Genomic DNA, 21,377 nt, shown 5'->3' with positions numbered 1-21,377 from the left:
CCTCGACGAGGAGCCCCGCCATGACCGACACGCCCTCGGCGACGCGGCGGATCTCCCCCCTGTCGCGTCGCGAGCGCACGGGAATCGTCGCGCTGGCGGTGCCGAATCTCGAAGAGCCGTACTTCGCCGAGCTGACGACCCTGCTGGCACGCGGCGCCGAGGCGCGCGGGCTGTCGATCCTCATCCAGCAGACCGAGGGCGACCACCAGCGAGAGATCGATGTCGCGAACGGGGTGGGGCTCCCGGCGACCGACGGCCTGATCCACATCCCTCGGTCCTTGACCGTCGGAGACCTGACGCGGCGCACCGACCCGGGCCCCCTCGTCCTGCTCGGCGAGCACATCGCCGTGAGCCCCTTCACCCACGTCTCGATCGACAACCGTCGCACGGCGGACCTGGCGACGGCGCACCTCGCCTCCTCCGGGTGCGGTCGGGTCGCCTTCCTGGGTCCTCGCGTGTCCCGTCCCTCGGATGCCGCGGACCAACGCTTCGCCGGCTACCGCGACGCCGTGTCGCGCCTGGGCTTGGCCGACGAGCCCGGCCTGATCGTGCCGGTCGACGCCTTCACCTCGGAAGAGGGTGCGGAGGCGCTGCGGCGTCTGCACGACTCCGGCATCGCCTTCGACGGCGTGGTGTGCTCGAACGATTCCGTGGCCTTCGGCGTGCTGGCGGCGCTGCACGAGCGCGGGCTCGCGGTGCCCGGCGATGTCGCGGTGATCGGTATCGACAACGTGCACGCGGCGCAGTTCTCGGTGCCGGCGCTGTCGTCGGTCGCCCCCGACGACCACGGCATCGTCGAGGCGGCGTTCGCCGAGCTCGAGCGTCAGATGGCGGCTCGCCCGGGCGCCGACGTCCCGGTCCGGCACATCGTGGTCGACGCCACGGTCATCGCGCGAGCGAGCACGGCACGGTGAGCGCGGCTGTCGCCGCCCGGTCTTCTCGAGGACGCGGGCGCGTCTCAGTCGTCGCCGTCGGCGGCCACCCAGAGCTCGGCGACGTGCGCGCGCAGTGTCTCTTCGGCTTCGGGGGAGAGCCCCGCGTCGGTGACGACGAGGTCGACCTCGTTCAGGTCGACGATCGTGGTGAGTCCCACCGCCCCCCACTTCGTGTGGTCGGCGAGCACGACCGCCCGGGCCCCCGCAGCGACCAGCGCGCGGTTCGTCTCGGCCTCGAGCAGGTTCGAGGTCGTCAACCCCGCGGTGAGGTCGATCCCACGGACGCCGAGGAAGACGATGTCGCAATGGAGGTGCTCGAGCGAAGCGACCGCGACCGGACCGACGAGCGCGTCGGCCGGGGTGCGGACGCCGCCGGTGAGCACGACGGTCTGGGTGTAGGGCTCGTCCGCCCGGTCGGGGCGGGCGAAGACGTCGGCGACGGGCAGCGAGTTCGTGACGATCGTGAGGTCGTCGATCCCGCGCAGCTCGCGGGCGAGCGCCCAGGTCGTGGATCCGCCGCCCAGACCCACCGACATGCCCGCCTCGACGAGTTCGGCGGCGCGGCGGGCGATGGCACGCTTGCCGTCGCCGTTGCGGCGGGCCTGCGTGGCGAGGTCGCGAGAGCCGCCGATTCCGGGCTGCGGGCTGCGGGCTCCGCCGCGCACCTTGTCGACGCGGCCGTCGGCCGCCAGCACGTCGAGATCGCGCCGGACGGTCATCTCGCTGACGCCGAGGGTCACGGCCAGGTCGGGGACCGCGGCGGCGCCCTGGCGGCGGACCTCGGCCAGGAGGCGGGATCGGCGTTCGGCGGCGAGCACGATCGCTCCTCTCGTTCGGGCCTCCAGTCTTCCACGGCGGTCCGCTCGTGAACGGCGTCATCGCCGATCCCGCGGGCGATGGAGCCTACGGCTTCGAGCTGCCGGCCCTGCGCGCGGTGCCACCGGTCGCTCCGCCCGTCGGGTTCGCCGAGCGCTGGCGGGCCTGGGCGGCGGAGGCGATGCGGGTCGACCCCGACCCCCGCATGAGCCCCCTGGGGCGGGTCGCCGGCCGTGCCCTGTTCCTGGTCGAGCACACCGTCGCCGACGGCCTGCGCCTGCGCGGGTGGTTCGCCACGACCGTCGACGGGGTGCCGCCCCGCGTGGGCATCGTGCACGGCCACGGCTACGGCGGTCGAGAGGCGCCCGACGTCGACCGCGTCCCGGACGATGCGGCGGTGTTCTTCCCCGTCGCCCGGGGGCAAGGGGTGCTCAACGCCGGTCTCGGGGCGCCGACGCCCGCCGAGGGGCATGTGCTCCACGGCATCCACTCGATCGAGGAGTACGTCCTCGGCAGGTGCGCCGTCGACCTCTGGCACGCCGGGTCGGCGCTGCGGGCGCTCGCCGGGTCCGTTCCCCTGTATTACGTGGGCGAGAGCTTCGGGGGCGGGATCGGCGCGCTGGCCCTGCCGTGGGACGACCGATTCGTCGGCGCGACGCTGATCGTGCCGAGCTTCGGCCAGTACGACCTGCGATTGCGCCTGCCGTGCGAGGGCAGCGGGGAGCGGGTGCGCGCCCACGTCGCCACCCACCCCGAGGCGCGCGAGGTGTTGCGCTTCTTCGACGCTTCGACGGCGGCGACCTTCCTGCGCGTGCCGGTTCGCGTGGAGTGCGCGCTGCGCGACCGCCACGTTCCCCCGCCCGGCCAGTTCGCGGTCGCGAATGCGATCGACGAGGCGCCGGGGGCCGAGCTCGAGCTCGACGTGCAGCCCTACGGCCATCGCGAGTACGCCGGTCTCGACGAGGTCCGGATACGGGCTTTCGCCGCCACGCGCGCTCACATCGACGGGGTGCTCTCGCGCCTCGTCGGGGAGAAGGAGAACCCGTGACCCAGTTCGATCTGCCCCTGGCCGAGCTCGAGGCGTTCTGCCCGGAACGCGAGGAGCCCGTCGACTTCGACCGGTTCTGGACCGAGACGCTCGCCGAGGCGCGCGCGGCGGCATGGCCCGCGCGATTCACCCCGGTCGACGCCGCCGACAGCGGTGTGATCGGCGTCGAGGTCGACGACGTCGTCTTCGCGGGGTTCGCGGGACACGAGGTGCGGGCGTGGCTGCTGCGCCCGCGCGGGGCCTCCGGCCCCCTGCCGTGCGTCGTGCAATACATCGGCTACAACTCGGGCCGCGGCCTCGCGCACCAGCACACGCTCCTGCCCTCCGCCGGCTTCGCGGTGATGGTCATGGACACGCGAGGCCAGACCAGCGGGGCGCTCCCCGGTGCGACCGCCGACCCCGTGGGCGGCGCTCCGCACGTCGCCGGTCGCGTCACCGAGGGCCTCGACGACCCCGCCCGCTCGTACTACCGGCGCGTGTTCTGCGACGCGGTGCTCGCGATCGACGCCGTGCGCGCGCACCCGGCCATCGACGCGACGCGCGTGAGCGTGTGGGGCGGCAGCCAGGGTGGGGGCATCGCCCTCGCCGCGACGGCGCTGAGCGAGGGGCTGCGGTTCGCCGCGATCGACTTCCCGTTCCTGAGCGCCATGCGTCGGGCCGTCGCGATCACCGACGCCGCGCCCTACAGCGAGATCGTCACCTACCTGCAGACCCGGCGCGGGCAGGAAGAGGAGGTCTTCCGCACGCTCTCCTACTTCGACGGCGTGAACTTCGCCGCGAGGGCGAATGTCACCGCGCTGTTCTCGGTCGGACTTCGGGATGCCGTGTGCCCGCCGTCGACCGTGTATGCGGCGTACAACCACTACGCGGGTGAGAAGAGCATCCGCGTCTACCCGTGGAACGGCCACGAGGGTGGCGGTCCGGTGCACCAGCTCGAGGTGCTGCGCGCGCTCGCCGTGCACGGCTGACGCGGCGCCCCGGAGCGCTGCGACGGCGCGGAGTGAACAGTGACGCGGGACGAGAGTCGGGTTCGAGACCAGCGGGCGTGACCGGCGCCGCCGCTCAGGACACCGTCGCCTCGACGGCCCGACGGAAAGAGCGCAGCGCTGCTCCCCAATAGCGCCGCACGGGGAGGCCGCACGCGCGCAGAGCGGATCCGTGGTCGATGGCCACGACGGTCGCCGCTCCGACGGCGACCACCCACCACAGGAGCAGGACGAGCGCCCGCACGGGTGTCGCGAGGGAGGCGAGCCCTCCCCGGAGCTGAGCGATCTGAAAAGCGAGGTGATGCTCTTCGTCCCGCGCGATGCGCATGCCGATTCCGCGGATCACGGGGTCGGGCCCGGAACGCGCAAGGACGACGAAGTAGGGCATGGCGACGGCTTCGGCCGTCAGGAACAGGGCCAGCTCGGTGCGCAGCCCGAGCGCGCGCCGAAGTCGCGTGAAGACGAGGTCGGACCAATGAGCGGTCAACGTGCCGGCCCCGAGGTGCCGAAGGCCGCGTCGGAACAGCGCCGAGTGTTCCTGCTCCTCCGCCACCAGGAGCCTCAGGGCCTCCCGTTGGGCGGGACTACAGCCCGCTGCCTTGCGGAGCAGATGGAGCCCGTCGCCACCCTCACCCAGCTCGAACCTTTGAAACGACCGCACGAGGGCGGCCCGGACTTCGCTCGGTAGGCGAGCGGGAGTCTCCCCGTCGATCTCCGCCTCGATCGCGTCGTGCCGTCGACGGTTCGAGGTGAAGTGCGTCACCCACTTCTCGAACTCGGTGTCGGGTGCTGTCGTGTCGTCGCTGGCCGTCATGAGAGCAGTGTCGCAGGCGAGGCTCGCGGGTCCGCCTCGACATGCGCCCCGCGGCCGGCGTCGAATTGGCTCCGAATATTGCGCCCTGATGCGACAACTTTTGGTTGCCTTTCTGCAAAAGCCTCACTACTGTCGGAAGGACCAGGACACCTCGACGACGAGTCCCCCCTCGATCACCCCCGGGCCGCCCCCTCCCCCCACGGGAGCGTCCCACCCGAACACCTCCCACCCGCGGAGTCGCGCCGTCGCGCGTGCCCGGCAATCGACGTCCCTCAACGAAGAACGGACCCCCACGTGAACACTTCGGACACCCGCCGCACCGCCGACGTCGGCGCCTGGTTCATCGGTGCGCGAGGCTCCCTCGCCACGACCGCGACCCTCGGCATCCACGCCCTCGCCACGGGGGCCGCCACCCCCGTGGGCCTCACGACCGAGACCGACGCGGTGCGCGTCGACGAGTTCCCCGCGATCGCCGACATCGTCGTCGGCGGACACGACATCGCGACCACCCCGCTCGAAGAGCGTGCGCGGCAGCTCGCCGCCGGGGGCATGTTCCCCGCGGCACTCGTCGATCGGGTCGTCGAGCGCCTGCGCGAGACCGAGCAGAACCTCCGCCCCGTCCCCACGATGACGGCGACCCAGCAGGAGGAGATCGACCTCCTCGCGGCCGACATCATCGACTTCCGCGAGCGCTACGAGTTGCGCGAGGTCGTCGTGATCGACGTCTCGTCCACCGAGCCCCTGCCGCCCTACCACCCGGGATTCGAGGACGAGGAGCTGCTGCAGACGGCTCTCACGACGCCGGGCGTGCGGGTCCTGCCGCCCAGCTCGCGCGCCGCCCTCGCCGCGATCGCGGCCGGAGCCGCCTACGCGGCCTTCACCCCCTCGGCATCTCTCAACCTCCCCGTCCTGCGCGACCGCGCCGAACGCGCGGGCATCGCCTACGCCGGTCAGGACGGCAAGACCGGCGAGACGCTGCTGCGCACGGTGCTGGCCCCGATGTTCACGGCCCGCGGTTTCCGCGTGCAGTCCTGGGCCGGCACGAACCTGCTCGGCGGCGGCGACGGCGCGACCCTGGCCGATCCCGAGGCGGTGCGCTCCAAGCTCGTGTCGAAGAATCGCGGCCTGCACGCCCTGGTCGGCGACGACGTCGTGACCCCGCTGCACATCGACAACGTGCCCGACCTCGGCGACGTCAAGACCGCGTGGGACCACGTCAGCGCGACCGGTTTCCTCGGCAGCCGCGTGACGCTGCAGACCACGTGGAGCGCGTACGACTCCGCTCTCGCCGCGCCCCTGGTCATCGACCTCGTCCGTGCGTTGTCGCTCGCGACCCGCGCCGGCCACGCCGGTGTCGTCACCGCCCTCGGCTGCTTCTTCAAAGACCCGTGGGGCAGCGACGTCCACGGCTTCGGCGAGCAGACCGCCCGCTTCGTCTCGTGGGTGCACGAGACCGCCGCCGCCGTCGCGGCAGCTCGGGTCGCCGCACCGTGACCCGGGCCGCGGACTACCTCGACCTCGTCCGCGCCCCCGCCTCGCTCACCGTCCTCGGCGACGCACTCGTCGGGGCGCTGAGTGCGCGCGGGCCGGGTGCGGCCGCCCCCCTGCGGATCGGTGCCCTCGCGGCATCGTCGGTCTGCCTGTACAGCGCCGGCATGGCTCTGAACGACTGGGCGGATGCCGACCTCGACGCGCTCGAACGCCCGGAACGCCCCATTCCCTCGGGGCGGATCAGACGTGACCGCGCCCTCGCGGTCGGCGCGGGACTCACCGTTCTGGGCGTCGGCTCGGCCTTCGTCGCCGGTCGCTCCTCGGGTCTGGTCGCGATCGCTCTCGCCGGGGCGCTGTGGGCCTACGACACCGTGTTCAAGCCCACCGCGGCAGGCCCCGTGGTCATGGCCGCGTGCCGGGGGCTCGACGTGATGATGGGCGCCGCGGGCCCGGGGTGGCGCTCGGCGCTGGTTCCCGCGGGCGCCGTCGCCGCGCACACCGTCGCCGTCACCGCGATCTCGCGGGGCGAGGTCGACGGATCGACCGTGACCACCGGGCGCGCCGCCGTGGCCGTGAGCGTCGCCGTCGCGGCATCCGGTCTGCTCGGTCGGGGAAACCGCCCCGCCGCCCTCCTCGGGGCGGCTCGCTACCTCGCCGCGGTCCTGCCCGGGCAGCTGCGCGTGGCCCGCCGGCCCGGAGCCGCCGAAGCGCGAGACGCGACCCGCGCCGGCATCCGCTCGGTCGTCCCCCTGCAGTCGGCCCTCGCCGCCCGCGCGGGCTCGCCGCTCGCCACCGCCGCCCTGCTGGGCGTCGAGACCCTCGGCCGCGTGCTCGGCCGCCGCCGATCGACGGGAGACATCACATGAGCTGGACCTGGGGATACGGCACCAACGGCTTCACCGACCACCCGCTGCCCGCCGCTCTCGACGTGCTGCAGCATCACGGCTACGGCGCCGTGGCCCTCACGCTCGGTCACCCGCACCTCGACCCCTTCGCCGCCGACTGGCGCGCGCAGACCCAGGCGCTCGCCGCCGACCTGCGTCGCCGCGGCCTGCGTGTGGTCGTCGAGACGGGGGCCCGCTACCTTCTCGACCCGCTGCGCAAACACCGGCCGACCCTGGTCGACCGCGAGGCCGGGTCGCGGATGGCCTTCCTGCGCCGGGCCATCGAGATCGCCGCGGTCCTCGATGCCGACTGCGTGTCGCTGTGGAGCGGAGTCGTGCCCGACGACGTCTCGGTCGAGCAGGCCCGCGTGCTGCTCGAGGAGCGTCTGCTCGAGATCACCGCGTTCGCCGCCGACGCGGGCGTCACCCTCGCCCTCGAGCCCGAACCCGGCATGCTCGTCGAGACCGTGGCCGATGCTCTCGCGCTCCGCGCCCGCCTCGGCCACCCCGCGAACCTGGGCCTGACCGTCGATCTCGGGCACTGCGTGGTCGTCGAGCCGGCGGGAGTGGTCGGGGCCCTGCGCGCCGCGGGCGGGCTGCTGCGCAACGTCCAAGCCGACGACATGCTGCCCGCCGCGCACGAGCACCTGCCTTTCGGAGAGGGTGAGCTCGATCTGGATGCCGCCCTCTCGACGCTGCGCGAGATCGACTACGCCGGAGTGATCGCGGTCGAGCTGCCGCGGCACGCGCACGCGGCCCCGGAACTGGCCCGCGCGAGCATGGCGGCGCTGGTCGCGGCGGCGGAGCGAACGGCGCCCGCGGAAGGCGCGGCGGGCACGGCGAGCGCGGGGCCTGCGGGGGGAGGAGTTTCGGCCGGGGGAGGGCCCTGGTCCTCCGCAGAGTCCTCCGCTGCCCGAATCTCCTCCGCTCCCGGGGCGGGTCCCGTGGGGGCTACGGGGGGAGGAGTTTCGGCCGGGGGAGGGCCCCGGTCCCTCGCAGAGTCCTCCGCTCCCCGAATCTCCTCCGCTCCCGGGGCGGGTCCCGTGGGGGCTGCGGGGGGAGGAGATTCGGCCGGGGGAGGGCCCCGGGCCTCCGCAGAGCCCTCCGCCCCCGGAATCTCCTCCGCTCCCGGACCCGCGGCCCCGCCGGCACACACCTGGACCACCCGCGCCATCGAGCAGATACGGACGGATGCCACCCGCGCCCCGCACCTGTTCGCCTCGGCGGGGCGCGAGGTGGGGCGCGACCCCCTCTCCGCCGAGCCCTTCGCGCCGACCGCCGACGATGCCGCGCGCGCCGCGATCATCGCGACCCTGGCCGACAGCGGCGCCGACCCCGCCGTGGCGGTCGCGCTGTACCGACGCGGAGACGACGCCGAACGCCGCGGCGTGCTGCGCGGACTCGACGCGCTCGCCGCACCCGCCGCCGCGTGGCGCGAAGCCGGTCTCGAGCTGGTCGTCGACGCCCTCCGTGCCAACGACACCCGGCTCGTCGCCGCCGCGCTCGGGACCTTCGCCGCGGAGCACCTCGACGATCACACGTGGCGCCACGGCGTGCTGAAGTGCGTGTTCCTCGGCATCCCCCTCTCCGTCGTCTCGGGCCTGGAGGTCCGCGCCGACGACGAACTCGCCGCGATGGCCGAGCGCTTCGCGGCCGAGCGTCGCGCCGCGGGCCGGCCCGTGCCCGACGACCTGCTCCTCCTGCGTGCTCGCGAAAGGGCCTGACATGCGCATCTTCGACCCCCACATCCACATGTCGGCGCGCACCACCGACGATTACGAGGCCATGTACGACGCGGGCGTGCGCGCGCTCGTGGAACCGGCGTTCTGGCTCGGTCAACCTCGCACGAGCGTGGGGTCGTTCCTCGACTACTTCGACGCCCTGATCGGGTGGGAGAGGTTCCGCGCCGCGCAGTTCGGCATCCGCCACCACTGCACGATCGCGTTGAACCCCAAAGAGGCGAACGACGCGCGCTGCCGCGAGGTGATGGCCGAGCTGCCGACCTACCTCGCCAAGGACGGGGTCGTCGCCGTCGGTGAGACCGGGTACGACTCGATGACCCCCGAAGAAGACGAGATCCTCCGTCAGCACCTCGCCCTCGGCATCGAGTTCGCCCTCCCCGTCCTCGTGCACACCCCGCACCGCGACAAGACCGTCGGCACGCAGCGCACGCTCGACGTGGTCGCCGAGTCGGGCATCGCGATGGAGCGTGTGCTCGTCGACCATCTCAACGAGACCTGCGTCGACGCGGTCGCCGACAGCGGCGCCTGGATGGGCTTCTCGATCTACCCCGACACGAAGATGGACGAACAGCGCGTGGTCGCGATCATGCGGCGCATCGGCCTGGACCGGGTGATCGTCAACTCCGCGGCCGACTGGGGCCGCTCCGACCCGCTCAAGACCGCGAAGACGGGCCTCGCCATGCTCGACGCCGGCTTCAGCGACGACGACGTCGACCGCGTCCTGTGGCGCAATCCCCGTGACTTCTACGCGCAGAGCGGCCGTGTGAACACCGACCCGATCGAGGGCTTCGCCCCCGCGAACCAGGGCCCCGAGCTGTTCGAGGGCAATTCGGTGCTGCGCGGCATGGCGTCGCGCCAGGGGGCCTGAGGGTGGAGCTGTCGTACTGCACCAACGTCCACCCCGCCGAAGACCTCCCGGGCATCGTCCGCCAGCTCGACGAGCACGCGGGCCCGATCCGGCGGGCGGCGGGCCTCGACCGCCTCGGCGTCGGACTGTGGATGCCGGTGGGCGTGGCATCCGCCCTCTCCGACGACCCGCAGGCACGGGCGGTTCTCGCCGACGCCCTCGAGCACAACGGTCTGGAGCTGCGGACCATGAACGCCTTCCCGTACCGCGGGTTCCACGATGATGTCGTCAAGCTCGCGGTCTACCGCCCCGACTGGACCACGCCCGAGCGGCTGCGGTACACGCTGGACTGCGCGCGCGCCCTCGCGGCCCTGCTCCCCGACGGGGGCGAGGGGAGCATCTCGACGCTCCCGCTCGGGTGGAGAGCAGGGTGGGATGCCGCGGCCGACCGCGCCGCGCACGACAACCTGGAGCGGCTGGTCGAAGGCCTCGCCGCCCTCGAACGCGAGACCGGCCGCACCGTGCGCGTCGCGATCGAGCCCGAGCCCGGCTGCATCCTCGACGACGTCGCCGACGTGATCGCGTGGCTCGACGCGCGCCCGCACCTCACGCACGAGGGGCGCCTCGGGCTGTGCCTCGACACCTGCCACCTCGCCGTCTCGTTCGCCGACCCCGCCGGAGCAGTCGCCGCGGCCACCGCCGCCGGCATCCGGATCGTCAAGGTGCAGGCCTCGGTCGCCCTCGAGGTGCCCGATCCCGCCGACCCCCGCACGGCGGAGGCGCTGCGGCCCTTCGCCGAGGAGCGCTACGTGCACCAGGTGCGCGAGGCCGCGGGCACGCGGCGGGCCGACGACCTGCCCGAGGTGCTCGACGCCACCGACCCGTGGCCGACCGACCGCGCGTGGCGCGTGCACGTTCACATCCCCCTGCACGCCCGGCCCGCATCGCCGCTTCGCGCCACGACCGAGGTGCTTCTCGCGGCCGTCGATGCGGTCCTCGCGGCGCCCCACGGCGACGCGGCGCACCTCGACGTCGAGACCTACACCTGGTCGGTACTGCCCGACGACCTGCAGCCCGAGACGCTCGTCAGCGGCATCGCCGCCGAACTGCGGTGGGTGCACGCGCACCTGCCGCGCGCCGTCGCCGGGGTCCCGGCATCCGGAACCGACGAAAGGAGCCGCGCATGAGCAAGGTTCTGCTGCTGGACATCGTGGGGCTCACGCCGCGCGCGCTCGCCGCGATGCCCCGGCTCACCGCCCTCGGTCGCGCGGGCGGCCACCTCGGACTCGACACGATCCTCCCGGCCGTCACGTGCAGCGTGCAATCGACGATGCTCACCGGCACCATGCCGCGCGAGCACGGGATCGTCGGCAACGGCTGGCACTTCCGCGGTCTCGGCGACCCGCTGCTGTGGCGCCAGCACAACAAGCTCGTCGCGGGCGAGAAGGTGTGGGAGACCGCCCGCCGCTCGCGCCCCGAGCTGACGACCGCCAACCTCGGCTGGTGGTTCGCGATGGGGGCGACGACCGACATCACCGTGACGCCGCGCCCGATCTACCACGCCGACGGGCGGAAGAGCCCCGACGCCTACGTGCGACCGGCGGCCCTGCACGACCAGCTCGTGGGGGCGCTGGGGGAGTTCCCGCTGTTCCAGTACTGGGGGCCGACCGCGACCATCCAGAGCAGCGCGTGGCTCGCCGAGGCGACGCGCGGCGTCATCACCGAGCGGTGGGGTCCGGCGCCCGACCTGGCGATGGCGTACCTGCCGCACCTCGACTACGACCTGCAGCGCTTCGGGCCGAACGGCGCCGAAGCCGCCCGCGCGGCCCGCGAACTCGACGACGCGATCGCCCCGCTGCTCGACGACGCGGCCGAGCGCGGCTACACGGTCGTCGCGGTGTCGGAGTACGGCATCGAGCAGGCGTCCCGACCGGTCGACATCAACCGCGCCCTCCGCCGCGACGGGCTGCTCGAGGTCTACGTGCAGGACGGTCGCGAGCAGCTCGACCCCTGGACCTCACGGGCGTTCGCCGTCGCCGACCATCAGGTCGCTCACGTGTACGTTCCGGATGCCGCCGACCTCCCGCGCGTCACGGCACTGTTGCGCGGGCTCGAGGGCGTCGATGAGGTGCTCGATCGCGAGGCGCAGGCGCGGTACGGCCTCGACCACGAGCGGTCGGGCGAACTGGTCGTCGTGGCCGAGCCCGGGGCGTGGTTCACCTACTACTTCTGGCTCGACGACGACCGCGCGCCCGAGTACGCCCGGGGCGTCGACATCCACCGCAAGCCGGGGTACGACCCCGCCGAGCTGTTCTTCGACCCGGCCGACCGGCTCGCGAAGGCCAAGGCCGGGGCGAACCTCGTGAAGAAGAGGCTGGGCCTGCGCTACGCGATGAGCACGGTGCCGCTCGATCCGTCGTGCGTCCGGGGGACGCATGGGCGCCTGTCGTCGTCGCGCCGCGACGGGCCGATGCTCGTCACGAGCGACGCCGGCCTGCTGCCCGACACCGAGGCGCTGCCTGCCGCGGGCGTGCGCGACCTGGTGCTGCGCGGGCTGGGCGTCTGACGCGCGGGTTGCCTGCGGCGCGGGCGGTGCATCGAGAACAGGGATGCGCCGAGAACCGGTCGTTCGGGGCGGATGCGTCCTGCTCCGGTGGCATCCCGCTGTTCCGGTGGCGCGCGACCCTGCCGCCCCGCGGGTCGCGCGATCCGCGCGTCCGCCTTGACGAAGGGGACGGCCCGCACATGCGGAGGGGCCGGATGCCATGGCATCCGGCCCCTCGTTTCGCTTCCGACCGATCCCCCCGGATCAGCGCTGGCTGAACGCCGCGTCGAACGCCGCCCCCGACGGCTCGTACGACGACAGCTTCCGCACGAAGCCGAGCGCCTCGGGCGCTCCGACCAGGCGGTCCATGCCCGCGTCCTCCCACTCGACCGACAGCGGACCGTCGTAGCCGATCGCGTTCAGCATGCGGAACGCGTCTTCCCAGGGCACGTCGCCGTGGCCGGTCGAGATGAAGTCCCAGCCGCGGCGCGGGTCGGCCCACGGCAGGTGCGACGACAGTCGGCCGTTGCGGCCGTTGCCCAGTCGCTTCTTGGTGTCCTTGCAGTGCACGTGGAAGATCTTGTCCTGGAAGTCCCACAGGAACGCGACCGGGTCGATGTCCTGCCACACCATGTGCGAGGGGTCCCAGTTCAGCCCGAACGCCGCGCGGTGGCCGATGGCTTCGAGCGCGCGCTTCGTCGTCCAGTAGTCGTACGCGATCTCCGAGGGGTGCACCTCGTGGGCGAATCGGACGCCGACCTCGTCGAACACGTCGAGGATCGGGTTCCACCGGTCCGCGAAGTCCTGATAGCCGGCATCCACCATCGCTGCGGTGGCGGGCGGGAACATCGCGACGTACTTCCAGATGCTCGATCCGGTGAAGCCCGTGACCGTTTTCACCCCGAGCTTGGCGGCGAGGCGCGCGGTGTTCTTCAGCTCCTCGGCGGCGCGCTGGCGTACGCCCTCGGGGTCGCCGTCGCCCCACACGCGGTCCGAGACGATGTCGCGGTGTCGCTGGTCGATGGGATCGTCGCAGACCACCTGTCCTTTGAGGTGGTTCGAGATGGTCCAGACCTTCAGGCCGTTGCGCTCGAGGACGGCGAGCTTGTCCTGCACGTAGGCCTCGTCGTCCCAGCGCCAGGGGTCGAGGTGGTCTCCCCAGCAGGCGATCTCGAGGCCGTCGTAGCCCCATTCGCCGGCGAGACGGGCAACCTCCTCGAAGGGCAGATCGGCCCACTGGCCGGTGAAGAGAGTGATCGGTCGCGTCATCGCGTCGTCCTTTCGTCGGTGCGGGTGCGGGATCGGGTTCAGGATGCCGCGAACGCGCGGTCGGCGGCAGGGGCGGCGGCGAGATCGGCGTCGACCCCGGTCCACACGCCCTCGCTCTCGGAGCTGCGTGCGACGGCGTCGAGAACCTCCTGCACGTGCAGGCCGTCGGCAAACGACGGGGTCGGTGCGGTGCCCGCGGCGACAGCTTCGACGAAGTCCTTCGCCTGGTGCGAGAAGCCGTGCTCGTAGCCGAGCATGTGGCCGGTGGGCCACCACGCCGCGACGTAGGGGTGCTCGGGTTCGGTGACGAGGATTCGACGGAAGCCCTGCTCGGTGGACGGTGCGGTGGCGTCGTAGAACTGCAGTTCGTTCGGGCTCTCGAGGTCGAACGACAGGGAGCCGAGCGAACCCGCGATCTCGATGCGCAGGGCGTTCTTGCGGCCCAGGCGGAAGCGCGAGGCCTCGAACGAGGCGAGGGCGCCGCTCTCGAGGCGGCCGGTGAAGAGGGCGAGGTCGTCGACGGTGACGGATCCGCGCTCGGTGCCCGCCGACCCCGAGAGGCCGGACGAGGAGGCGAGGACGGGACGCTCGGCGACGATCGTCTCGAGGATGCCGGCGACGCGGGTCACCCGCTGCCCGGTCATGAACTCGGTGAGGTCGACGGCATGGGCGCCGATGTCGCCGAGGGCACCGGAGCCGGCGCGGTCCTTCTGCAGGCGCCACGTGAGCGGGGCCTCGGCGTCGCTCAGCCAGTCCTGCAGGTACTCGGCGCGCACCTGGCGGATGTCGCCGAGGCGCCCGGCGGCGACGAGGTCGCGAGCGAAGGTGGTGGCCGGAAGCCGCCGATAGGTGAAGCCGACCATGGAACGGATGCCGCTGGCGGACGCGGCCGCGGCGGCTTCGGCCATGCGGCGGGCTTCATCGACGGTGTTGGCGAGGGGCTTCTCGCAGATGACGTGCTTGCCGGCGGCGAGGGCGGCGATGGCGATCTCGGCGTGCGAGTCGCCGGGCGTCACGATGTCGACGACGTCGATGTCGGAGCGGTGGATGACCTCGCGCCAGTCGGTCGCACTCTCGAGCCAGCCCCAGGTGTCGGCGGCCGCCCGTGTGCGGGCGATGTCGCGCCCGACGAGCACGCTCATCTCGGGGGCGAGGGGGAGGTCGAAGAAACGAGGGGCGACGCGCCATCCCTGGGAATGCGCGGCGCCCATGAATCCCGCACCGATCATGGCGATGCGAAGGGGCTGGGTCACGATGAGGTCTTTCTCTGGGGGACGAGGGACGGGGCGCCCGCGATGAACGCGGACGCCCCGGATCGGTCAGGACTGGAACGCGAGGTCGATGAAGGACGCGACGTTGTCCTTCGTCACCACGGGGGCGTCCAACACGATGCGGTTGGGAACGCTGGGCGTGATGAGGTCTCCCGCGGTCTTGCCCTGGGCGATGAGGCGTGCCAGCGCGATGCCGTCGGCGGCCTGCGTCGACGGGTAGATGACCGTCGCCTTCAGCACACTGTCGTCGGCCTGGATGGACTCCATCGCGTTCCGGCTGCCCGCGCCGCCCACCATGAGGAACTCGTCGCGACCGGCCGCCGTGATGGCCGCGAGCACGCCGATGCCCTGGTCGTCGTCGTGGTTCCACAGAGCGTCGATCTTCGGGTTGGCCGACAGCAGCTGCGAGGTCGAGGCCTCGCCGCCCTGCACGGTGAAGTCCGCGGCGACGCGCGGCCCGACCTTGAGGCCGCAGTCCGACAGAGCGTCGGCGAAGCCCGCGGAGCGGTCCTGGGTGAGGGGCAGCGAGTCGATGCCCGCGATCTCGCCGACGATGGCGTTGCTGTTGCCCTCGAGCTGCTCGCAGATGTAGGTGCCGGCGCTGACGCCCATGCCGTAGTTGTCGCCGAGGATCGTCGAACGAGCGGCGAAGGGGCTCGAGAACTCGCGGTCGACGTTGATGACCGGGATGCCCGCGTTCATCGCCTTGATCGCGACCTCGGTGAGCGCGGCGCCGTCGCTCGGCAGGAGCACGATGGCGTCCACGCCGTCGTTGATGAACGTCTCGACAGCGGCGATCTGCGCGTTGACGTCGTTCGTGCCCTCGGCGACCTTCAGGTCGACGTCGGGGAAGCTCTCGGCGGCGGCGAGCGCACCGGAGTTGATGGCGCCGAGCCAACCGTGGTCGGCGGCGGGGCCGGAGAAGCCGATGGTGACGGTGTCGCCCGTGGCGGCGTTCTCCTCGGTCGTGGTGCCCTGGCCGACGATGCTGTCGTTGTCGCCGCCCGAACCGGTGCAACCGGCGAGCAGGCCGACCGAGGCGACGACGGCGATGCCGGTCAGGACGAGTCGCGAACGCGACTTCCACTGTGAGCGCATGTTTCCTCCTTGAAATGTGATGCAGCTGGGGTCATCGCGGCCCCGGGTCATTCCGGAAGGAAGGGTCCACTCTGACGCGGCTCAAGCTAGCAGAAGTGTCGTCCAGATGAGCATCTTTTGTTTTTTAATCTGCATAAGTCCGGCCACGACGTCTTTCCGCGGGGAAGTGGATCGCGTGCACGCGGGAGGCCGGCGAGAGCTCGCGGGCCTGATTCGGGTCGCGCGACGACGAGGCGGCGTGTTATGTTCGCCGCGTGATCAAAGTTGACCATCAGTCGTCATTACTCACCGTCCGAGGCGTGACCAAGTCCTTCGCCGGCGTTCGCGCCCTGCGCGGTGTCGATCTCGACATCGTCGCCGGAGAGGTGCACTGCGTGCTGGGCCAGAACGGCGCGGGCAAGTCGACTCTCATCAAGACGCTCGCGGGAGTGCACCGCCCCGACGAGGGCGAGATCGTCTGGCTCGGTGAGAGCGTCGAGATCGCCGACCCCGACGCGGCCATCGAGCTCGGCATCGCGACGATGTACCAGGAACTCGACGTCGTCGACGGCCTCACCATCGCCGAGAACATCTTCCTGGGCCACGAACTCGCCCGCGGCGGCTTCACGCAGCGCGCCGAGGCCGCCCGCCAGACGAAGGAGCTGCTGCGACGCCTCGGCCACGCCACCCTCTCACCGAACACCGAGGTGGGCTCGCTCAGCGCCGCGAACAAGCAGATCGTGAGCATGGCCCGCGCCCTGTCGCACGACATCAAGCTCATCATCATGGACGAGCCCTCGGCCGTGCTCGACACCGAAGAGGTCAAGAACCTCTTCGCGGTCGTGCGCGAACTGACCGCCGCCGGCATCGCCGTGGTCTACATCACGCACCGCCTCGAAGAGATCCGCGAGATCGGCGACCGCATCACCGTCCTGAAAGACGGACGCACCACCGCGGTCGGCCTCTCCGCCGCCGACACCCCCAAGGCGGAGCTCATTCGGCTCATGACCGGGCGCGAGGTCGCCAACGTCTTCCCGGAGCGCGTGCCCGTGGCATCCGATGCTCCGGTCGTGCTCGACGTGCAGGGCCTGGGCCTGGACGGGGTCTTCTCCGACGTGTCGTTCTCGGTGCGCGCCGGCGAGGTCGTGGGGCTGGCGGGACTGGTCGGCTCGGGTCGATCCGAGATCCTCGAGACCGTCTACGGGGCCCGACGCGCGACCGCGGGTACCGTGCGCGTGCGCGAGAAGACACTCTCGCGCGGATCGGTGCGAGCCGCCGTGCACGCCGGCATCGGTCTGTCCCCCGAGGAGCGCAAGAGTCAGGGCCTCGTCCTCGACGAGCCGATCTTCGTCAACATCGCCCTCGCCTCGATGAAGCGCTTCGCCAAGGGCGGCTTCCTCGACGACCGCGCCGCCCGCAAGATCGCCCGGGAGCAGATCGACGCCTTCGAACTGCGTCCCGCCGACCCCGATCGTCCCGCCCGCACCCTGTCCGGCGGCAACCAGCAGAAGATCCTCCTCGCGCGCTGGCTCGTGCACGGCACCGAGGTGCTGCTGCTCGACGAACCCACCCGCGGCGTCGACGTCGGCGCTCGCGCCGAGATCTACGCCCTCATCCGCGATCTCGCCGCCGCGGGCAACGCCGTCGTCGTCGTCTCCAGCGAGATCGAAGAGGTGCTCGGCCTCGCCGACGTCGTCCTCGTCGTCGCCGACGGCCGCATCCTGAGCACCCTCCCCTCCCACCAGATCGACGAGCACGGCGTGCTCGATCTCGTCATGAAAGGATCCGCCGCGTGAGCGAGCAGACCACCCCGACCCGTGCGCGCACGGTCCCCACAGAGACCGGGGCTGTCGCGGCTCCGGCTCCCGCGCCGGCCTGGCGCCGGTTCCTCTCCGGCTCGGCCGGTCGCAACATCGGCCTCGTCGTCGCGCTGCTCGTGATCGTGATCGTCGGCGCCGTCACCGCTCCCGGATCGTTCACCAGCGTCGACAACCTGCTCGTCATCCTCCGCCAGGCCTCGATCATCGGCGTCATCAGCATCGGCATGACCCTCGTGATCATCGCGGGCGGCATCGACCTTTCGGTCGGCTCCGTCATGGGCCTCGCCTCGGTCGTCGCGACCCTCGCCGCGGTCCAGGATCTCGCCGACAACCTGCACTGGAGCGTCATGGTCGTCATCGCGCTCGCGGTGGGGGTCGGTGCGGGCCTCATCAACGGCATCGTCATCGCCTACGGGAACGTCGTGGCGTTCATGGCCACCCTCGCGATGCTCGTTGGTGCCCGAGGCCTGGCCGAGATCCTCGCCGAGCGTCGCACGCTCGTCGTGCAGGACCGCGGCTTCATCACCTTCATGAACGCCGACATCCTCGGCGTCGACATCCTCATCTGGATCTTCGCGATCGTCGCGGCCCTCGGCTGGGTGCTCTTGAACCGCACGACCTTCGGTCGGCGCACCGTGGCCGTCGGCGGCAATCGCGAGGCCGCGCGCCTCGCCGGCATCGACGTGCGCCGCCACACGATGTGGCTCTACGCCATCACGGGTCTGTGCGCGGGAATCGCGGCCGTCATGATCCTCGGCCGCACCACGGCCGGCACGTCCACGCACGGTCAGCTCTACGAGTTGGATGCCATCGCGGCGGTCGTCGTGGGCGGCACGCTGCTCGTCGGCGGCCGGGGCACGATCACCGGTACGGTGTTCGGCGTCCTCATCTTCGCGACGTTGTCGAACGTGTTCATCCAGAACAATCTCTCGTCTTCCGTCCAGGCGGTGGCGAAAGGTGTCATCATCGTGGTCGCGGTGCTCCTGCAGCAGCGCTTCTCCCGTCCCCCGGGACGGGGCTGACGACACTTATGCCGACGGCGGCTGCGTGATTCGCGTAGTCGCCGTCGGCATGTGGATGGAATGCATTGCTACTAATGGTGTACTGAGGGCGTGAAGAGGATGACGACAGATTCCGTGCAGTCGGTCAATGGCGTGAGCCAGTTGTTCCAGCTGCTGCGAGACGGCGTACCGCGTACGCGAGCGGAGTTGGCCAAGTCGACTGGCCTCGCCCGATCGACCGTCGCCGTCCGCGTCGACGAGCTCATGCGGATGGGCCTCATCACCCCCGTCGCCGACGCGGTGTCCACCGGCGGTCGACCCCCGTCGCAGTTCGCCATCAACCCCGCGGCCAAGGTCGTCGTCGCCGTCGACCTCGGTGCGTCGCACGCGACCGTCGCGATCGCCGACCTCACCGGCAAGGTGCTCAGCGAGCGCACCGGCGAGATCGACATCGCCACCGGCCCCGAGCCCGTGCTGACCTGGCTCGTCGAGACGGCGACCGCGCTGCTGACCGAGTCCGGTCGTTCGGCCTCCGACGTCGCCGCGATGGGCATCGGCGTTCCGGGGCCCGTCGAGCACTCCACCGGCCAGCCGGTGAACCCCCCGATCATGCCCGGCTGGGATCGCTTCGACATTCCGGGCTGGATCTACCAGCACATGCCCGTCCCGGTCCTCGTCGACAACGACGTCAACATCATGGCCCTGGGCGAACGCAGCATCGCCTGGCCCGCGGTCGACCACTTCATGTTCGTGAAGGTGGCCACCGGTATCGGCACCGGCATCATCTCCGACGGCCACCTGCAGCGCGGCGCCCAGGGAATCGCCGGCGACATCGGCCACGTCCAGGTCGCGCGCGGCGCCGACATCCCGTGCCAGTGCGGCAATCGCGGGTGCCTCGAGGCCCTGGCATCCGGCCCCGCCATCGCCCGTGCCCTGCGCGCGCAGGGGATCGAGGCCCACACCGGCTCCGACGTGGTCGACCTCGTCAAGCGCGGCAACATCGACGCGATCCAGGCCGTGCGTCAGGCGGGCCGCGACATCGGCGAGGTGCTCACCACCTGCGTGAGCCTCATGAACCCCTCGGTCATCGCGATCGGCGGCTCCATGGCCCGCGTCGGCGAGCACCTCATCGCGGGAGTCCGCGAGGTCGTCTACACCCGCTCCACGCCCCTCGCCACCGAATACCTGTCGATCGTGCAGTCGGTCGCCGCCGAGAAGGCCGCCGTCATCGGCGCGAGCATGCTCGCCGTCGAGCACGCCCTGGCGCCCGAGTCGCTGAACGCCGCGTTCCTACGCGCCTGACCCGCGCGGGCGGGGCGCCGCGGATCGCGGTGGAGTCCGCTGTCGAGCGCGCCGCGCTCGCCGCGGGTCGCGACGGTCCGTGGGCCCCGGTGCCCCGTACCCAGCGGCGGAGTGTTCCCCTGACACGTCGGTTCCGGATGCCGGCGACCCGGCGTATCGCGTGGAGTCCGCTGTCGTGCGCGCGGCACGCGGGCCCGCGGCACGAACAACGCCCACCGTGCCGCAGCACGACGGGCGTCGTGGGTCGCTCGCGGCGCGGAGTGTCCCTCTCCACGCCGCGAGCGGGTCTCAGGGCGACCGGCGCGAGGCGCGGGTCGCGGGGCCGACGTCGTCGTTCGATGAACCGGGTTCGGCGACGGCACCCGCGGGCACCGTCTCGCGACCGGCGTCCGCGTCCGCGTCGGCATCCGTCCCCGCGGCATCCGCCCGCGCGGCGGCCACCGCGGCGGCGATCTCGCGCGCGTGAGCGGCCCTGCGGCGCCGGGCCGCGACGATGCGCCAGGCGACGAGCAGGACGATGACGGCGAGGATCGCGAGCGCGGTCCACGGCACGGCGGCGGTGGCGGCGGCGCCCTGCGAGACGAGGGGGTCGAGGGTGGAGGGCTCGGCGCCGGCGAGCGTGCGCGAGACCACCTGCGAGGTCGCCGTCACATCGGCCGAGAGCAGCACGAGGGGCACGACCCCGGCGACCTCGACGGTGCGCTCCAGCGAGCTGCCGGGGAGCAGCTCGGGGGCGTCGTCGGCCGCGGTCACGCGCGCCCAGCCGAAGGGACCGCCCAGGGCGACCTCGACGTTCGGGTCGAGGCGGGTGTTGCCGGTGTTGGTCAGGGTGTAGGTGACGGTGGCGGAGCCGGCCTCGGCGGGGTTCGCGGTGCCGTGGTAGTCGACGGCCACCTCGCCCACGGCGAGAGAGGGGGCGAGGTCGCCCTGCACGCGCAGGTGCACGCGCGAGCCGAGACGGCGTTCGGTGACGGTGCCGTTGTCGGCGGTGACGAGCATGGATGCCACGATGCCGGCGGCGTAGTCGCCGGGAGCTGCGTCGGCGGGGACGGCGACGGTGAAGGGCACCTCGGCGCTCGCGCCACTGTCGAGGGTGAGCTCGGACGATTCGATCGAGACCCAGCTGCCGAGGTCGGTGGACTCCGCGCCTCCGGCGAGGATGTCGAGGGCTCCGTCTTCGGTGAGGAAGCCGTCCGCGGCGTAGACGCGCAGGGTGATCGGCTGGGGGCTGCGGTTGGCGACGTACAGGGCGTCGCCGACCGTGCCCCCGGGCAGCAGGTCGTACGCGTAGTTGGGCCGGTCGCGCCCTTGCGCGGTGTCGGCGGGCTTGACGCTCCACGTCACCGTGGTCTCGGCGGAAGGAGCGGCGGCCGCGGAGGCGGCGACGGGGGTTCCCAGCAGCAGCGCGAGGCCGGCGAGGAACGACACGAGAATACGGAGGGAACGGGGGGAGGTCTTCGCCGGGGACATGGGCGTGGCTTTCGTGTGGAAGGGGTCCCGCCGGGGCCGCGTTCTCGGGGAGCGCGACC

At 72.1% G+C, this 21,377-nt stretch carries 18 protein-coding genes; 12 read left to right on the top strand and 6 right to left on the bottom strand.

From position 1 onward, the window contains the following. The first annotated feature begins 20 nt into the window (after positions 1-20). On the top strand, positions 21-914 hold the full coding sequence (locus DEU35_RS10085) for a LacI family DNA-binding transcriptional regulator (protein ID WP_103208326.1): 894 nt from the start codon (positions 21-23) through the stop codon (positions 912-914). 44 nt (positions 915-958) lie between these two features. Here the strand turns inward: DEU35_RS10085 and DEU35_RS10080 are convergent, their stop codons facing one another. Next, positions 959-1,753 (bottom strand): DeoR/GlpR family DNA-binding transcription regulator, encoded by a 795-nt coding sequence (locus tag DEU35_RS10080; RefSeq protein WP_115917053.1) that lies wholly within the window; start codon positions 1,751-1,753, stop codon positions 959-961. 47 nt (positions 1,754-1,800) lie between these two features. On the opposite strand from DEU35_RS10080, the gene DEU35_RS10075 reads away from it, so the two are divergent. Both DEU35_RS10075 and DEU35_RS10070 read left to right on the top strand, forming a co-directional pair. Beyond that, positions 1,801-2,799 (top strand): acetylxylan esterase, encoded by a 999-nt coding sequence (locus tag DEU35_RS10075; RefSeq protein WP_103208331.1) that lies wholly within the window; start codon positions 1,801-1,803, stop codon positions 2,797-2,799. Then, positions 2,796-3,767 carry an acetylxylan esterase gene (locus tag DEU35_RS10070; protein ID WP_116239424.1) on the top strand — a complete coding sequence of 324 codons (972 nt, stop codon included), beginning with the start codon at positions 2,796-2,798 and terminating at the stop codon, positions 3,765-3,767. The genes DEU35_RS10075 and DEU35_RS10070 overlap by 4 nt, the downstream gene beginning before the upstream one ends. 94 nt (positions 3,768-3,861) lie before the next feature. Here the strand turns inward: DEU35_RS10070 and DEU35_RS10065 are convergent, their stop codons facing one another. Beyond that, a complete protein-coding gene (locus DEU35_RS10065) occupies positions 3,862-4,599 on the bottom strand; it encodes a ferritin-like domain-containing protein (protein WP_116239423.1) in 738 nt (245 codons plus the stop codon). 294 nt (positions 4,600-4,893) lie between these two features. On the opposite strand from DEU35_RS10065, the gene DEU35_RS10060 reads away from it, so the two are divergent. Genes DEU35_RS10060 through DEU35_RS10035 form a run of 6 tightly spaced genes read left to right on the top strand, consistent with a single transcriptional unit; the run spans position 4,894 to position 12,129 of the window. Next, positions 4,894-6,093, top strand: coding sequence for an inositol-3-phosphate synthase (locus DEU35_RS10060; RefSeq protein WP_116239422.1), 1,200 nt, complete (start codon positions 4,894-4,896; stop codon positions 6,091-6,093). Continuing rightward, complete coding sequence (locus DEU35_RS10055; RefSeq protein ID WP_116239703.1) at positions 6,090-6,956, top strand: SCO3242 family prenyltransferase; 867 nt, start codon at positions 6,090-6,092, stop codon at positions 6,954-6,956. Before DEU35_RS10060 ends, DEU35_RS10055 begins: the two co-directional genes overlap by 4 nt. Continuing rightward, positions 6,953-8,698, top strand: coding sequence for an EboA domain-containing protein (locus DEU35_RS17535; RefSeq protein ID WP_220340850.1), 1,746 nt, complete (start codon positions 6,953-6,955; stop codon positions 8,696-8,698). Before DEU35_RS10055 ends, DEU35_RS17535 begins: the two co-directional genes overlap by 4 nt. Position 8,699: 1 nt before the next feature. Beyond that, positions 8,700-9,584 carry a TatD family hydrolase gene (locus tag DEU35_RS10045; RefSeq protein ID WP_116239421.1) on the top strand — a complete coding sequence of 295 codons (885 nt, stop codon included), beginning with the start codon at positions 8,700-8,702 and terminating at the stop codon, positions 9,582-9,584. Positions 9,585-9,586: 2 nt separating this feature from the next. Beyond that, on the top strand, positions 9,587-10,750 hold the full coding sequence (eboE, locus tag DEU35_RS10040; protein WP_116239420.1) for a metabolite traffic protein EboE: 1,164 nt from the start codon (positions 9,587-9,589) through the stop codon (positions 10,748-10,750). Further along, the gene (locus tag DEU35_RS10035) at positions 10,747-12,129 is read left to right on the top strand and encodes a nucleotide pyrophosphatase/phosphodiesterase family protein (protein WP_116239419.1); all 1,383 of its coding nucleotides are present in this window, start codon (positions 10,747-10,749) and stop codon (positions 12,127-12,129) included. The genes eboE and DEU35_RS10035 overlap by 4 nt, the downstream gene beginning before the upstream one ends. Positions 12,130-12,372: 243 nt before the next feature. Here DEU35_RS10035 and DEU35_RS10030 read toward each other — a convergent pair whose 3' ends face one another. The 3 genes from DEU35_RS10030 to DEU35_RS10020 all read right to left on the bottom strand — a co-directional run bounded on the left by DEU35_RS10030 (position 12,373) and on the right by DEU35_RS10020 (position 15,746). Continuing rightward, entirely contained in the window at positions 12,373-13,377 is a 1,005-nt protein-coding gene (locus tag DEU35_RS10030) for a sugar phosphate isomerase/epimerase (RefSeq protein ID WP_116239418.1), read from the bottom strand. A 38-nt stretch (positions 13,378-13,415) separates the two neighbouring features. Further along, a complete protein-coding gene (locus tag DEU35_RS10025) occupies positions 13,416-14,606 on the bottom strand; it encodes a Gfo/Idh/MocA family protein (RefSeq protein WP_103208610.1) in 1,191 nt (396 codons plus the stop codon). Positions 14,607-14,696: 90 nt separating this feature from the next. Further along, positions 14,697-15,746, bottom strand: coding sequence for a substrate-binding domain-containing protein (locus tag DEU35_RS10020; RefSeq protein ID WP_103208348.1), 1,050 nt, complete (start codon positions 15,744-15,746; stop codon positions 14,697-14,699). A 299-nt stretch (positions 15,747-16,045) separates the two neighbouring features. On the opposite strand from DEU35_RS10020, the gene DEU35_RS10015 reads away from it, so the two are divergent. The 3 genes from DEU35_RS10015 to DEU35_RS10005 all read left to right on the top strand — a co-directional run bounded on the left by DEU35_RS10015 (position 16,046) and on the right by DEU35_RS10005 (position 19,848). Continuing rightward, positions 16,046-17,521, top strand: coding sequence for a sugar ABC transporter ATP-binding protein (locus DEU35_RS10015; RefSeq protein WP_103208351.1), 1,476 nt, complete (start codon positions 16,046-16,048; stop codon positions 17,519-17,521). Beyond that, entirely contained in the window at positions 17,518-18,567 is a 1,050-nt protein-coding gene (locus DEU35_RS10010; RefSeq protein WP_103208353.1) for an ABC transporter permease, read from the top strand. The genes DEU35_RS10015 and DEU35_RS10010 overlap by 4 nt, the downstream gene beginning before the upstream one ends. Positions 18,568-18,666: 99 nt before the next feature. Next, a complete protein-coding gene (locus DEU35_RS10005) occupies positions 18,667-19,848 on the top strand; it encodes an ROK family transcriptional regulator (protein WP_103208612.1) in 1,182 nt (393 codons plus the stop codon). A gap of 288 nt (positions 19,849-20,136) precedes the next feature. On the opposite strand, the gene DEU35_RS10000 is transcribed toward DEU35_RS10005, so the two are convergent. Beyond that, positions 20,137-21,318, bottom strand: a complete 1,182-nt coding sequence (locus DEU35_RS10000) for an NEW3 domain-containing protein (RefSeq protein ID WP_116239417.1) — start codon at positions 21,316-21,318, stop codon at positions 20,137-20,139. Positions 21,319-21,377 lie beyond the last annotated feature (59 nt).

It is taken from the genome of Microbacterium sp. AG157 (genome assembly GCF_003385695.1).
GTDB classification, from domain to species: Bacteria; Actinomycetota; Actinomycetes; order Actinomycetales; family Microbacteriaceae; genus Microbacterium; species Microbacterium testaceum.
This window is presented reverse-complemented; position numbering and strand designations above follow the sequence as displayed.